Origin of the sequence: Hyalangium sp., assembly GCF_045802625.1 — a bacterium.
In the GTDB taxonomy this organism is placed as follows: domain Bacteria; phylum Myxococcota; class Myxococcia; order Myxococcales; family Myxococcaceae; genus Hyalangium.
This window is the reverse complement of sequence record NZ_JBJMQP010000249.1, coordinates 24,740-38,512: the sequence shown is the minus strand read 5'-3', so window position 1 is coordinate 38,512 and position 13,773 is coordinate 24,740. Positions and strand designations below refer to the sequence as shown.

General features: G+C 69.0%; 10 protein-coding genes. 7 read left to right on the top strand and 3 right to left on the bottom strand.

Annotated elements, in window-relative coordinates; genetic code table 11:
* Together ACJ8AT_RS38760 and ACJ8AT_RS38755 are read right to left on the bottom strand one after the other, a co-directional pair.
* Window positions 1-771: sensor histidine kinase (locus tag ACJ8AT_RS38760; RefSeq protein WP_407743026.1), on the bottom strand; the 771-nt coding region annotated here is incomplete at its 3' end.
* Window positions 772-1,089: 318 nt separating this feature from the next.
* The gene (locus tag ACJ8AT_RS38755; protein ID WP_407743025.1) at window positions 1,090-2,358 is read right to left on the bottom strand and encodes a sensor histidine kinase; all 1,269 of its coding nucleotides are present in this window, start codon (window positions 2,356-2,358) and stop codon (window positions 1,090-1,092) included.
* A gap of 434 nt (window positions 2,359-2,792) precedes the next feature.
* Here ACJ8AT_RS38755 and ACJ8AT_RS38750 point away from each other — a divergent pair, with 434 nt between their 5' ends.
* From ACJ8AT_RS38750 to ACJ8AT_RS38735, 4 genes are all read left to right on the top strand, one after another.
* On the top strand, window positions 2,793-3,965 hold the full coding sequence (locus ACJ8AT_RS38750; protein WP_407743024.1) for a serine/threonine protein kinase: 1,173 nt from the start codon (window positions 2,793-2,795) through the stop codon (window positions 3,963-3,965).
* 1 nt (window position 3,966) lies between these two features.
* On the top strand, window positions 3,967-4,761 hold the full coding sequence (truA, locus tag ACJ8AT_RS38745) for a tRNA pseudouridine(38-40) synthase TruA (RefSeq protein ID WP_407743023.1): 795 nt from the start codon (window positions 3,967-3,969) through the stop codon (window positions 4,759-4,761).
* A 49-nt stretch (window positions 4,762-4,810) separates the two neighbouring features.
* Window positions 4,811-5,467, top strand: coding sequence for a hypothetical protein (locus ACJ8AT_RS38740; RefSeq protein ID WP_407743022.1), 657 nt, complete (start codon window positions 4,811-4,813; stop codon window positions 5,465-5,467).
* Window positions 5,468-5,948: 481 nt separating this feature from the next.
* Complete coding sequence (locus ACJ8AT_RS38735) at window positions 5,949-6,434, top strand: hypothetical protein (RefSeq protein ID WP_407743021.1); 486 nt, start codon at window positions 5,949-5,951, stop codon at window positions 6,432-6,434.
* 141 nt (window positions 6,435-6,575) lie between these two features.
* On the opposite strand, the gene ACJ8AT_RS38730 is transcribed toward ACJ8AT_RS38735, so the two are convergent.
* Complete coding sequence (locus tag ACJ8AT_RS38730; protein WP_407743020.1) at window positions 6,576-7,013, bottom strand: translation initiation factor; 438 nt, start codon at window positions 7,011-7,013, stop codon at window positions 6,576-6,578.
* Between the two features lie 83 nt (window positions 7,014-7,096).
* Between ACJ8AT_RS38730 and ACJ8AT_RS38725 the strand changes: the two genes are divergently transcribed.
* From ACJ8AT_RS38725 to ACJ8AT_RS38715, 3 genes are all read left to right on the top strand, one after another.
* On the top strand, window positions 7,097-7,855 hold the full coding sequence (locus tag ACJ8AT_RS38725; RefSeq protein WP_407743019.1) for a hypothetical protein: 759 nt from the start codon (window positions 7,097-7,099) through the stop codon (window positions 7,853-7,855).
* A 121-nt stretch (window positions 7,856-7,976) separates the two neighbouring features.
* A complete protein-coding gene (locus ACJ8AT_RS38720) occupies window positions 7,977-12,029 on the top strand; it encodes a protein kinase domain-containing protein (protein ID WP_407743018.1) in 4,053 nt (1,350 codons plus the stop codon).
* 156 nt (window positions 12,030-12,185) lie between these two features.
* Window positions 12,186-13,757: a hypothetical protein gene (locus ACJ8AT_RS38715; RefSeq protein ID WP_407743017.1), complete on the top strand. Its 1,572-nt coding sequence runs from the start codon at window positions 12,186-12,188 to the stop codon at window positions 13,755-13,757.
* Window positions 13,758-13,773: the final 16 nt, after the last annotated feature.

Here is a 13,773-nt window from a genome sequence, read left to right as displayed (position 1 = left end):
GTCCCCCAGCACCTCGCGGGCGAGTGCCTGGAGGTCCACGGAGGAGAAGGGCCTGGCCTGGGACGACAAGCGGGCGAAGCTGAGCAGGTCATCGATGAGCCGGCGCATGCGCGAGGCGGCGCCCATCATGCGCTCGAGGTAGTCGAGTCCCTCGGGCCCCATCTTCTCGCCGGAGGTCTTCTTCAGGCGATCGCCGAAGGTTTGAATCTTGCGCAGCGGCTCCTGCAGGTCGTGGGAGGCCACGTACGCGAAGCTCTCCAGCTCCTGGTTGGACTGCTCCAGGCGGGCCTGGGTCTGCTTGAGGTCCGAGATATCCGTGAGGATCATCGTGAAGCCGACGATCTCCTGGCCCGCCCGGATGGCGCCCACGCGCACGTTGAACCACTCGGGCCCGGGTCTGTAGATGGAGTGGATTTCGTAGCCCGCGGGCTCGCCCGTCTCGAGCACGCCCTTGACGATGGCCTGGACCCGCGGGTGCTCGTGTGGCGCCATGGTCTCATAGACGCTGCGGCCCAGGGTGTCCGACACGGTGATGCCCGGCGTGGTGAAGTTCAGGAACCGCATCCGTGCGTCGCGGTCGCACGCGAGCATGATGTTGGGCGACTGTTCGACGAGCGCCTGCATGCCGAAGGCCTCGCTCGCCTTGGTGCGGCCCGAGGAGAGCTGGGTCGCCAGGTGGTTGAGGGCCTGAGCGAGGGGCGCGAGCGGCCCCGTGCCGACCTGGCACCGGGCGTGGGGATCGTTCGCCACCAGGCGGTCGACCAGCTCCAACAACTCCTCGACCGTCGTCTCCCTGGCGGGAGCATTGCCAGATCCTTCGCTACTCGTCGGAGCAACGCCCATGAATAGTCTCTCGGCTCGGTCGCAGGCGAATCGTCCCCCCTGCGAGACGCTCTCGTGGAGCCAGCTGGACTGCGCGTTTCGCCCCTACCCTTAGCACAAGCGCCAAACCTGTAGAATTATTGCCAGTTTGCCTACGCCTCGGCCAGGCGAGCTGGCGATGCACTCGGGCTCGCGTTGGCTCTTCGGGTAGGGCCCTGGACGGGCGTTCACATGGGACGCGAACGCTGACGCATCCCCCCAGGGTCATCATTTGCTCGCGTACTGCTTGAGGGGCAGCGAGGCGATGAAGGCCGCTCCGTTTCCGGGGGAGCTGTGCGCGCGGATGCTGCCGCCATGCCGCTCGACAATCTTCCGGCAGATCGCCAGGCCGATGCCCGTCCCCTCGTACTTGCTGCCGCGTCCGTGCAGGCGCTGGAAGACTTGGAAGATGCGCTCGGCGTACTTCTCCTCGAAGCCGATGCCGTTGTCCTCCACCCGCAGCTCGCACTGCTGGGTCTGCTCGTTCACCGTGGCCTGGAGGGAGACGGAGGGGGCCACGTCCTCGCGGCGGAACTTGAGGGCGTTGCTCACGAGGTTCTGCAGCAGCTGGCGCAACTGGGTCGGGTCGGCGTCGAGCGTGGGCAGCTCGCCGAGCGTGACGGTGGCGCCCGCCCGCTCGATGGCTGTCTCCAGGTCCCCCAGCACCTCGCGGGCGAGTGCCTGGAGGTCCACGGAGGAGAAGGGCCTGGCCTGGGACGACAAGCGGGCGAAGCTGAGCAGGTCATCGATGAGCCGGCGCATGCGCGAGGCGGCGCCCATCATGCGCTCGAGGTAGTCGAGCCCCTCGGGCCCCATCTTCTCGCCGGACGTCTTCTTCAGGCGATCGCCGAAGGTTTGAATCTTGCGCAGCGGCTCCTGCAGGTCGTGGGAGGCCACGTACGCGAAGCTCTCCAGCTCCTGGTTGGACTGCTCCAGGCGGGCCTGGGTCTGCTTGAGGTCCGAGATGTCCGTGAGGATCATCGTGAAGCCGACGATCTCCTGGCCCGCCCGGATGGCGCCCACGCGCACGGCGAACCACTCGGGTCCGGGTTTGACGATGGAGTGGATTTCGTAGCCCGCGGGCTCGCCCGTCTCGAGCACGTGCTGGATGATGGGCTTCACCCGCTCATGCTCGTGCGGCGCGATGAAGTGGTAGACGTTCAGGTTCATCACCTCTCCGAGCACGAAGCCGGGAAGGGTGAAGTTCATGAAGCGGATGCGCCCATCCGGCTCGCACGCGAGCATCATGTTGGGCGCCTGCTCGACGAGGGCCTGGAGACCGAAGGCCTCGCTGACGCGGGTCCGGCCTCCCACGAGCTGGGTGGACAGGGTGTTGAGCGCCTGGGCCACCGGAGCGAGCGGCCCCGTACCGACGCGGCACTGGGCGTGGGGATCATTCGCCGACAGCCGGGAGACCATCTCCAGCAGCTCCTCGACCGTCGTCTCCCTGGCGGGTGGGCCGCCAGGTCCTTCGCTCCTCGTGGGAGGGATGCCCATGAATGGCCTCTCCGCTCGCTCGCAGGCGAATCGTCTCCCCCGCGAGAGACGCTCTCGTGGAGCCAGCTGGACTGCGCGTTTCTCCAGCACCCTTAGCATAGGGGCCAAACCTGTACATTCTCACCGGTCTGCCTTCCTCCGCCTTCGCCGAGCAGGCGCCCGGGCCTTCGTGCACCCTCGTGGTGTCCTGGCGCGCTGGCGAGGAGGGTTCAGCGCGGGAGCTCTGTATCACCGCAATCTCAAACATTACTCCCTCCACCCACTCCCCGAGCCGGGGCCCGGCCGCCCGGGCTGACGCGCGAGGCAGCGGATGCCGGAGGGCGGGTGGAACCCCTCCTGCCCTACGCGGCTCCCCCTGCCCGGCGCGAAGAACCCGCCCCGCCCTCCCTATGCCTTGGCCATGCGGGCCCCGGGAGCGCTATCGTGTGCCCGCGATGTCCCCCGCCGCCTCCCGAGCCCCCGTGCCCTTCGGCCAGTACCAGCTCATCGACCGCCTCGCGGTGGGCGGCATGGCGGAGCTGTTCCTCGCCCAGCAGGCCGGCCCGGACGGTTTCGAGAAGACCGTCGTCATCAAGCGCATCCGCCCGCACCTGTCGCGCCAGCCCGCCTTCGTGCGCATGTTCCTCAACGAGGCGCGGCTCGCCGCCCAGCTCAACCACCCCAACATCGTGCAGATCCACGACCTGGGGAAGGTGGGCGACAGCTACTACATCGGCATGGAGTACCTCTTCGGCCGGGACATGCGCCGGGTGGTGCCCAAGGCCGAGTCCCTGGGGATTCCCTTCCCCATGGTGTACGCGCTGAAGATCGCCTCGTCCGTATGCGAGGGCCTCCACTACGCGCACCAGAAGGTGGACCTGTACGGGGCGCCGCTCAACATCGTCCACCGCGACGTGACGCCGGAGAACATCTTCGTGTGCTTCGACGGCACGGTGAAGGTGCTGGACTTCGGCATCGCCAAGGCGGCCAACCGCGTGGAGCAGACGCGCGCCGGAGAGCTGCGCGGCAAGCTCAGCTACCTCAGCCCCGAGCAGTGTCTGGGCAAGCCCCTGGATCACCGCAGCGACATCTTCTCGCTGGGCGCCGTGCTCTACGAGTGGCTCACCGGCTTCAAGCTCTTCACCGGCGAGTCGGACGTGGCCGTCATGCGCAGCATCGTGGACGGCAAGGTGTACGCGCCCTCGTACTTCCGCGCGGACCTCCCCGAGCCCGTGGAAGCCATCCTCATGAAGGCCCTGGAGCGCGACAGGGACAAGCGCTACCCCACGGCCTGGCACTTCCAGCAGGACCTGGACCGCTTCCTCAATACCTACGAGTTCACCCCCACCAGCCTCCACCTCTCCAACTTCCTCAAGCAGCTCTTCCTCGACGAGCTGGAGGAGGAGCAGCAGCGGCTGCGCCCCCCGCCCGCGCCCGCGTCCACCACCGAGACGGAGATGGAGTCGGTGTCGGGCGGGGAGGAGCCCGGCTCCGGCGGCGAGCGCATCGTCCCGGTGCCCGTCAGCGCCGCGCAGCTGGAGGCGCTGGAGGCGATGGCGCGCAAGCACCACCTCCCCGTGGGGAAGATGGTGGGAGAGCTCCTCGCGGCCTGGCTCAAGTACCGCTGACATGCCCCGCCTGAAACTGACGCTCGAGTACGACGGCACCCGGTACGTGGGGTGGCAGGTGCAGCCCAACGGCATCTCCATCCAGGCCCGGTTGGGGCAGGCGTTGGAGCAGCTGCTCGGCGAGCGCGTCGCCCTGGAAGCGGCCGGCCGTACGGACGCCGGAGTGCACGCCACGGGGCAGGTGGTGTGCTTCGACACGGAGCGCGTGCTGCCGCTCAAGGCCTACTGGATGGGGCTCAACGGCTTGCTCCCCGAGGACATCGCCGTCGTCCGCGCCGAGGAGGTACCCGCCGGCTTCGACCCGCGCCGCTGGTCGCGCGGCAAGCGCTACCGCTACCGGGTGAGCAACAGGCCCTCGCGCTCGCCCCTGCGCCGCTTCACCCACTGGGAGGTGTTCGCCCCCCTGGACGTGGAGGCCTTGCGCCGCGGGGCCGCGCACCTGCTCGGCCGGCACGACTTCTCCTCCTTCCGCGCCTCGAACTGCCAGGCCGCCCATGCCCTGCGCGAGGTGCGCCGGGTGGAGGTCCAGGGCACCTCGGGGGACGAGCTCTCCTTCGTCATCGAGGGCACCGCCTTCCTCAAGCACATGGTGCGCAACCTCGTGGGCACCCTGGTGGAGGTGGGCAAGGGACGCCGTCCGGACACCTGGGTGGCCGAGGTCCTCGCCGCGCGCGATCGCAAGCGGGCGGGCCCCACCGCTCCGGCCCACGGGCTCGTCATGGAGGAGGTCTTCTATGGGGATGGGCCGCCTCCTCGCACCCCGGGCGGCACGGCGGACGGGGACGACGAGGAGTGAGGCCCGCCCATACGCTCCGGGTCCGTGTATGCGCTAGGCTACGGTCCCCGTGAGCACTCCCAAGAAGCCCATTCTCGAGCCGTTGCGCGTCCGCATCCGCCGTGCCCAGTTCATCGTGGGGCTCGGCTTCCTCGCGTTGGTGATGGGCTCGGTGCTGGCCGGAGACCTCAGCGTGCGGCTCTCCGTGCGGCTCGAGTCGCTGCCCTTCCAGGGCCTCGTGTACGTCATCGGCCTGGCGGTGAGGAACCTCTGGGTGCTCGCCGTGCTGCCCCTGCTGTGCTACGGCGCCGCCCGCGTGCTCGAGCTGCGCCCCTGGTCCACCGCGCTCGGGGCGGCGTTGACGGGACAGGCCTTCCTGCTCGCCGTCGAGTTCGTGCGCAACGGCGTGGAGGGCTGGGTGGATCGCGGGTGGCTGGCCACGGCGTTGGAGTGGGGCGTGCTGGGCGTGGGCGTGGTGCTCAGCCAGCGGGCCGTCGTCCGGGGCCGGGCCGCCGCGGGGAAGCAGACGGAGCGGGCGCAACAGCAGGCCGCCGCGCGCAAGGACGAGTACGCCGAATTCCTCCAGGAAGCCGAGCGCGCGGGGGAGAAGCTTGCTCAACGCGAGCAATCCCTGCCCTCGCCGGAGCAGGCCGTGGCGCCCGCCGCGCCCGGTGCCGAAACACCCGAGCAGAAGTCCGAGGACGTGCCGAAGGCCCCCGCGGCCTGAGCAGTACCAATCCCTTTCAAACGGTCGAAGCCGGCTTCACTGGTAGACGCCTACCAGTGAAACGTGCGGCAGCCCGCGTTTTGAAATGCTTCTCGCGTGCGGTGCAGCATCAGCACGCAGACTCCGAGCCCCACGGCAGCGGCACCAGCAGAGGCGACCGCGTATCTTCCTGAACCAGCCAGTACGAGCGGTGTGGAGCCGTGGCTCCAACGACGACGCAATCCCAGCCCAACAATCTCCTGCCTGGACGCACTGAGTCCGAAGCCGCGCCGATCCTCGAACTTCCGACAGAAGAGGAGAGGGAGCGATGGGACAAGGACATCTGCCGACCGCGCTACGTGAAGTGCATTCGCGCCGGAGGTGACGGCATCGATGGCCGGAAATGGGGCGAGACGCAATGTCAAGCCTGTTACGACGCTTGTATGCGTCACGGGTTCTGGCCATGGCAAGCTAACGACAAGCCCTGTCCTGGAGCCTGAGCATGGAACCCGCAAGCCGGGAGCGTTCTCCCTCGTTTGGTCGTGAGATCGATCTTCTCTTCTTGGGGCTGATCGAAGCCAAGGCGCCGTACGAAGACTACAAACGCGAGTTCTTGAAGTTGGAGAAACGCTGGCTTCAGAAGGCGAAGACGCCTTCTCAGCGCCTCGCGGTGCAACGCATCATCGCAAGCACCATCCTCACCGAGGCATACGGCGAGAGGATGCCGTGGAAGGAGTTCGGTCGGTGGCTTCGCCGTCTCCAGCAACTCGGCTTCCGCGACTTGGGGATGCGCGTCCACGTCACCTGCCTCTACGTACAGTCCCTTCACCTCTTCCCCCGGCAGGCTCGCGAAGCGTGGGCCATGCTGGAGGATACGGAGCGAAGGGTGCGCCGACTCCGTCGAGATAGTCCCCTTCGGCAGGAACATCTGGAGTCGATCGCGCACGCGAAGAAGGTTGCCCGCGTGCCGCGTCCCCCTCCTCGATGAAGGGGCCCGGCAGGGCTTCAAGCCCCGGCCCCTGATGGGCGGCCATCTCCGAGGAAGCCGCCGGAGCTTTGAATCGAGCTCCGTCCGGACTCGGCCAGCGTTCTCAGCGGCCCGTGATGCTCGAAGAGGTTCGGTGGTACTTCAGCCCTGGACCACGCGCTTCACGCCCCGGCGCAGCAGCAGGTCGGGGAGCTTGAAGCGGTGGTCTCCGCGCAGCACCAGCCGCTCGCCCTCCACCGAGCCGGTACACGCCAGGCCCCGTTGCAGTGCTTGAAGCCACGCCTGGAGTTCCTCCGCGGGAAGGCCCAGCCCCTCAACCACCGTCACCTCCTGACCTCCACGGCCCGCCTCCAGCCGCACCACCGCGCGCTCGGGGCCCTGGGCGGGAGGCTCGTCGGGGAAGTCCTCCCGGCGCACCTGGGGCTTCGTGGAGGGCAGGGCGTCGCGCAGGGCCTCGAGCCGGGCGAAGGGGTTGTGGAAGCCCTGCGCCTTCGAGTCCCGCCGAGGCTCCGAGCCCTTGTCCTCGCCGCTCCCTTCGGGCCGAGAGCCGTCCCGTCCTCCGCGAGTCTGCTTCGCCATGGTGCTCCGCTTCCGGTGGCCGTCACATCTCCAGACAGCGTGCTCTCTCCAGGTATCCCGTTCAACCTCGAGGAGTGTTCTTCATGTTCGCCATGCAAGCGGCCAGGGCCCTGGGTGTCGTCACCGGCGCCCTCGTGTCGCCCGTGCTGCTCCCTCTCTTCCTCGCGCGCAGGCGCCGCCTCATCCATCCCACGGGGGTGGTGCACTCGGCCCGGATGGTCCCTCCTTCCAAGGTGGCCGTGGGGGCGCACGCGGACCTGGCCGCGCGCCTGGCGGGCCCCGCGATGGTGCGCTTCTCGGGAAGCGTGCACACGGCGGAGGACAAGACGGATGCGCTCGGCATCAGCATGCGCCTGCATTGCCGGACCTCGCCGAGCTCCCCCTACTGCGAGGGCGATCAGGATCTCTTCTTCATCACCGCGCCCTCGCTCGCCTGGCGCAAGCTGCGCTCCGGCGTCGCGCGGACCCAGCGCCACGACTTCCTCGCCAACACCTACTGGGCTGCTTCCGCCTACGAGGTGGAGGGACTCGGCCGGGTGTCCCTGCGCCTCATTCCCACCGGGGGTGGCGGAGAGGGGTTGGACCGCGTGGAGCGGCTCCAGCGGGCCATCCAGCGGGACGAGGCCCGGCTGCGGCTCGAGGTCGCTCCGCTCGGTTCGCAGGCCTATGTCCCCGTGGCGGAAATCCATCTAGGACGGGGCCTCTCGCACGAGCTGGACACGGCGCTGCGCCTGGTGCCCGCTTCCTCCGGGCGCGGGCTGCGGCCGAGCGGTTTCCTGCAGGGCATGCGGGTCGTGCCCTACGCGACTGGCCAGTTCACACGACGGTTGTGGAAGCACTGAGGCGGGTCCGCGCTCCCCCCTCCCTGCTCCGCGTTGCCCGGTGCTGTCCGGCCCCCTAGGTTCTTCGAGAGGGGATGCCGGGCGACATGGGGCTCCTCTCGAGGGCACGCGGGGGAAGAACATGCAGGGATGTGACGGCTCCGACGGCCGGCCGCGCGAGACGTGTTCGCGGCCTTCGGCGGAGAGCCAGCTCGAGTACGCACTGCCGGCGGGGGAGGAGTCGGACTTCGACGATTCCTTCTTGCAGAAGGTCGCCCGTGTGCCCGTGCTGGCCACCCGGCCGGTATCCGGGGAGCGGCTCGGGGGCTGGGATGACCGGCGCTTCGAGATCATCCAGGAGCTGGGCGCGGGCGGCATGGGGTGGGTGCTGCGTGCCTGGGATGCCCAGTTGCAGCGCGTGGTGGCCCTCAAGTTCCTCCTTCCCCACAAGGAGCGGACCGACCAGGCGCTGCGGGAAGCCCGGCTCATCGCGCGGTTGGACCACGAGAACATCGTCCGCATCTTCGATGTCGCCGAGTGGCAACGCGCGCCGGGGGAGCCGCGTATTCCCTTCCTGGTGATGGAGTGCCTGGAGGGCGAGTCGCTCGCCCAGTTGCTGCGGCGTGAGCCACCGGACCTGCGGCGCACGCTGGAAATCATGAGCGCGGTGGCCGCGGGGCTGGCGCATGCCCACGAGCACCACATCGTCCACCGCGACCTCAAGCCCAGCAATGTCTTCATCACCCGCCGGGGCCCGGTGAAGCTGCTCGACTTTGGCCTGGCCTACCTCACCGAGGCCAGTCCCTCGTCCATGCCGTACCTGCCGTTGGCGGGCACGCCGCCGTACATGGCTCCGGAGCAATGGCGCGGAGAGGCGCTGGACGAGCGGACCGATCTCTGGGCCGCGGGCGTGATGCTCTACAAGCTGCTCACGGGCGAGCAGCCCTATCCCAGCTCCTCGGTGGAGGAGCTGCGGGAGCGGGTGCTCTCCCCCGAGCCGGTGCCGCTGCTGCGCGAGCACCACCCGGAGCTGCCCTGGGAGCTGGAGTCCCTGCTGGCCGTGGCGCTGGCGAAGGAGCCCCACAAGCGGCTGCTCTCCGCGGCCGAGCTGCGCGAGGAGTTGTGCGAGCTGGAGGAGCACCTGCGTCTGGGACACAGGCCGCCGCGTGCCATGGCCCCGCAGCGCAGACAGGTGACGCTGGTGGCCTGCCGGTTGGAAGGGCTCGCCCGCCTCGCGCAGGCGTTGGATCCCGAGGACTTCGGCGAGTGGGAGGAGACCTTCCACCACTCGTTCTCGCGGGTCATCCAGCAGCACGGGGGCTTCGTCACGCTGTGCATGGGCAACGAGGCCCTGGCCTGCTTCGGCTATCCGGTGACGCGCGAGGGAGACTCGGAGCGCGCCGTGCACGCGGGCCTGGAGTTGTCCTCCGCCGTCCTCCAGGCGCTCCGCGAGCGGTTGCCGGAGGTGTCCCAGGCGCCGTTGGCGTTGAAGGTGGGCATCCACACGGACATGGTCGTGCTGGACGGGCTCCTCCAGGAGTTGCGCGGGAGCACGCCCAGCATCCAGGGCGAGGCGCCGAGGGTGGCGGCGTGGCTGGCCTCGCAGTCCCGGCCCGGCGAGGTGGTGCTCAGCCAGGAGACGCACACGCTGGTGCAGCGCGCTTTCGAGACGCGGCCGCTCGGTTCGCGCCCGCTGGAGGGCGAGCGCCACGTCCAGGTGTACCGGGTGCTGGAGGCCCGCCCGACGGTGTCCCGGTTCGACCAGACGCTCGCCACGAGCAGCGGCCTCTCCCCGCTGGTGGGGCGTGAGCGGGAGCTGGAAGAGCTGCGCGGGCACTGGGAATGCGCGCTGCGGGGGGAGGGCGGCTTCGTGCTGTTGCGCGGTGAGGCCGGCATCGGCAAGTCCCGCCTCATCCAGGAGCTGCGCGAGCAGGTGCCGTCGCGGCACGCGCTCTGGCTGAGGCTCCAGTGCTGGTCCCAGTTCTCCACCAGCGCCTTCCATCCCGTCATCGACATGATGCAGCGGATGTGGCTGTCCCGGGAGCGCTCGCCCCAGGAGAACCTGCGCGTGCTGGAGACGTGGCTGGCGCTCTGGGAGCTGAAGCCGGTCCAGGTGCACCTGCTGGCCTCGCTGTTGTCGCTGCCCGTGGCCGAGCAGTCCCCGCACCAGCGGCTCACGCCGGAGCGGCAGATGGACGAGGTGCTGGAGGCGCTCGGGACGCTCCTGGTGCGCGCCTCCGAGATGCACCCGGTGGTCGTGGTGGTGGAGGACCTCCACTGGGCGGATCCCTCCACGCTGAAGCTGCTGGGCTCGCTGGGCGCGCGCGTGGAGCATGCGCGCATTCTCGGGGTGCTCAGCGCGCGCCCCGAGTTCCGGCCGCCCTGGCCGCAGCGCCCCAGCTTCCACCGGCTCGCGCTGGAGCGGCTGTCGGCGGAGAACACCCTGCACCTGGTGAAGCAGGTGGCCCGGGGCCGGACGCTGCCGGGCGAGATGGTGGAGCAGCTCGTGACGCGCACGGATGGCATTCCCCTCTTCGTGGAGGAGATGACGCGCGTGCTGCTGGAGGGCGGCACGGGGGGAGCCATTCCCACCACGTTGCAGGAGCTGCTGCTGGCCCGGCTGGACACGCTTCCGCGCCGCCAGAAGGGGCTGGCCCAGCTGTGCGCGGTGGTGGGGCGCGGCTTCACGCGGGGGTTGCTCTCCACGCTGACGGGGATGGGCGGGGCCGCGCTCCAGAGGGACCTGGCGGGGCTGGTGGCCGCGGGACTGCTGCAGCGGCATGAGGAGGCCATCGGGCCCGGGTACCAGTTCCGGCATGCCCTCATCCAGGAGGCGGCGTACCAGTCCCTGCCACGCACCGCGCGGCGCCAGCACCACCAGCGCATCGCGCGGGCGCTCGTGGAGCACTTCCCCGACGTGGCGGAGAGCCGGCCCGAGCTGCTCGCCCACCACCACGCGGAGGCAGGGGAGCTCGAGCCCGCCATCGACGCCTGGAAGAAGGCCGGTCTGCGCGCCGCCATGCGCTACGCCAATCAGGAGGCGGTGAGCCACCTGTCCCAGGCGCTCAAGCTGTTGCGCAGCCTGCCGGGCTCCGGCTCCCGTTCGCGGGAGGAGCTGCAACTGCTCATGGCGCTGGGCCTGCCCATGGTGCAGCTCCAGGGCTACCGCTCGCCCGAGGCGGCGCGGCTCTACTCCCGCGTCCGCGAGCTGTTGCATGAGCTGGGAGATTCCCTGGCCGGGCTCGAGCTGCCCTATTGGGGCGTCTTCGCCTATTTCTACATCCAGCGGCGCTACGAGGAGGCACACGAGGTGGGGGAGTTGCTGGTGCGTCTGGGCCAGCGCGCGGGCAACCGGATGCTGATGTCCGTGGGACACCGGATGATGGCCTTCTTCAGCTGGGGTGACCTGCCCGTGTCGCTGGAGCACATCGAACGGGCGCTGGCGTATTCGGGTGAGGAGCTCGGCCTGGAGCAGCATCGCGAGCTCGCCGTGAAGCAGGCCATCGACCCGCACGCGATGGCCCTGGCCTTCAGCTCCTTCCTCCGCTCGGTGAATGACGAGGTGGACCTGGCCCGGCGGCAGGCCCGGGAGGCCGTGGCGTTCGCTGGCAGGCTCGGCCACCCCCACACCTGCGCGGGCGTGCTGACCTATGCCGCCATCGGCGCGCAGGTCCGCCGCGACTTCCGGGACACCCTGGACTGGTCGCGGCAGTGCATCGAGCTGTCCCGCGAGCACCGGTTCCGGCTCTGGTTGTGGTGGTGCACCATCTTCAAGAGCTGGGCCATGGCCTGCCTGGGCCAGCCCGAGGAGGGACTGGCGCTCATGCGCACGGCCTTCGCGGAGTGGGAGCGGTCCGGATTCCTGACAGGCACGCCGCACAACTTCGGCATGCTCGCGGAAATCTACCTGCGGCTGGGGCGGATCGACGAGGGGCTGGACGCCGTGCAGCGGGCCCTGGCCCCCGCGAGCTTCCAGCGAGGAGAAGTGGGGTGGAAGGCGGATCTCCACATGATTCGCGGCCGCCTCCTGAAGCTACGCGGCCTGGACGCGGAGGCGCGGGAGGAATTCCTCCAGGCCCGCCACATCGCTCGCGAGCAGGGGATGCGCCTCTACCTGCGGCGGGCCCGGGCCTTGCTACAAGAAGCGCCCGGCTCGTGGGAGCCGCGTTCCGACGAAGCCGCGCTTCATTCCTGACACGTTTGGTCCCCGCGGCCAGGGAGACGGGCCGCCGCCCTGTGCCCGGCGGCCTGTCATGGCGTCTGTGATTGAGTCATCACATCCGGCGGTCCGGCTCTCATTCCATTCTGGGGGGTACTCTCCATGAAAATCCATACAAACCACAGCGATGCCATGACACGTGCGGGGCAAGCGGCGCGCCGAGCCTTCCCCTCCGGGAAGCGCGAGGCCCTGACCGTCATCGTGCCCATTGATGCCGATCCGCCCGGGCGGAAGGAGCAATTGGAGACGGTGCTGAAGCAGCTGGGCAATGACATCCGGAACAATTCCCTCATGGACTTCTCGGCGCTGGAGGGCGTTCACTTCCTGAGCTGGTCCATCCTGCCCGGAGTCCGGGACGAGTGCGGAAGGGAAGGCCCCGCGCGGCTCTCCTTCGAGGCGAACTTCGATGGGCCCCGGGAGGAATTCCTGGAGCAGCTCATTCGCAAGGCGGGGGAGCCGCTGAAGGAAGAGCTCTACCGGTACTGTGGCCTGTCACGTGATGCGGACGTGGTGCGTTTCAAGGACTTCCTCCTGGAGCATGCGGTGGAGGCGGCGCTTCCCTACAACAGCTACGCGGGCCTGAGCGCCAGCAAGATTCAAAATGACGCCCAGGTGCATCGGGAGTTCCACCAACTCGTCACCCAGGCGTACCGCACGAGGCCCATGCCCCTCGCCCCGGTACAGGGTTTGGAGGACGACCTCCTGAACCGCGAGGTCGACGTGTGCTTCGCGAGCATCCAGCGGAAGCTCGAGGCCGCCGCGACGGGGGACGGGCTGGCGGGGCTGGGAGTCTCGTCCGGAGGTACGTCTCCGCTCGAATACGATGCCGAGCCGGACACCTGGAGGACGCGGCTCGAGCATTCGGGCCCCGTCCGGTTCCTCCGGAGCCTCCACGCCGCTCCCGCGATCCTGATGGGGGGCGCGTTGCTCGCCCACGAGGCCCTGTCGGCGGCATGGGAGGAATGGCAGTCACTCCGGCGGAAGGGGCCGTCCCAGCCCGTGCCTCCGGAGTCCGCCCGGGCCAGGAAGCAACGGGAGAAGCAACAGGAGGCGGAGCGGAAGCAGCGGGAGAAGATGGTGGAAATCCAGAACCGGGAGGACCATCAGGCCCAGAACCATCTCACCCATCTGGCCGAGCTCAAGCCGGGCCTGCTGCGGCCTCCCGTGCTCCGGCTGATGTTGTGGGGGTGGAAGCAGTTGGCGAAGTATTTCTTCACCGATGGCAACCTCGGGGGCATCGAGGGGATCCACTTCGCACGTTGGGTCCTCATCGATGGCGGCAGGCAGTGGTGGCCTCCTCCGAGGAAGGACGGCCATCCGCGGCGGCTGAGCCTCTCCAGGAAGCGGTACTACCTGCTCTTCTTCAGCAACTACGACGGGAGCTGGGAGAGCTATCTGGATGATTTCATCAACCGGGGCAACCTCGGCTTGACCACCATCTGGTGCAACACCGAGGGCTTCCCGAAGCCGCGAATCCGGTGGCGGCTCGACGGGCGCCTGCCGCGCCTCTCCATCCAACGGGGCGGCAACAGGGAGACGGCTTTCAAACGGTGGGTCCGCCAGCATCAGCTCCCCACGCTCACCTGGTACAGCCGGCACCCCGACAAGAGCGTCTCCAACATCCGGAGGAACCGGGAGATCCGTGCGAGGGCCGCGGTGCCCATGTCCTCGCGGAAACGGAGTCAGTGGCTGCAATTGTTGTAATCGCGATCAGGGTCGA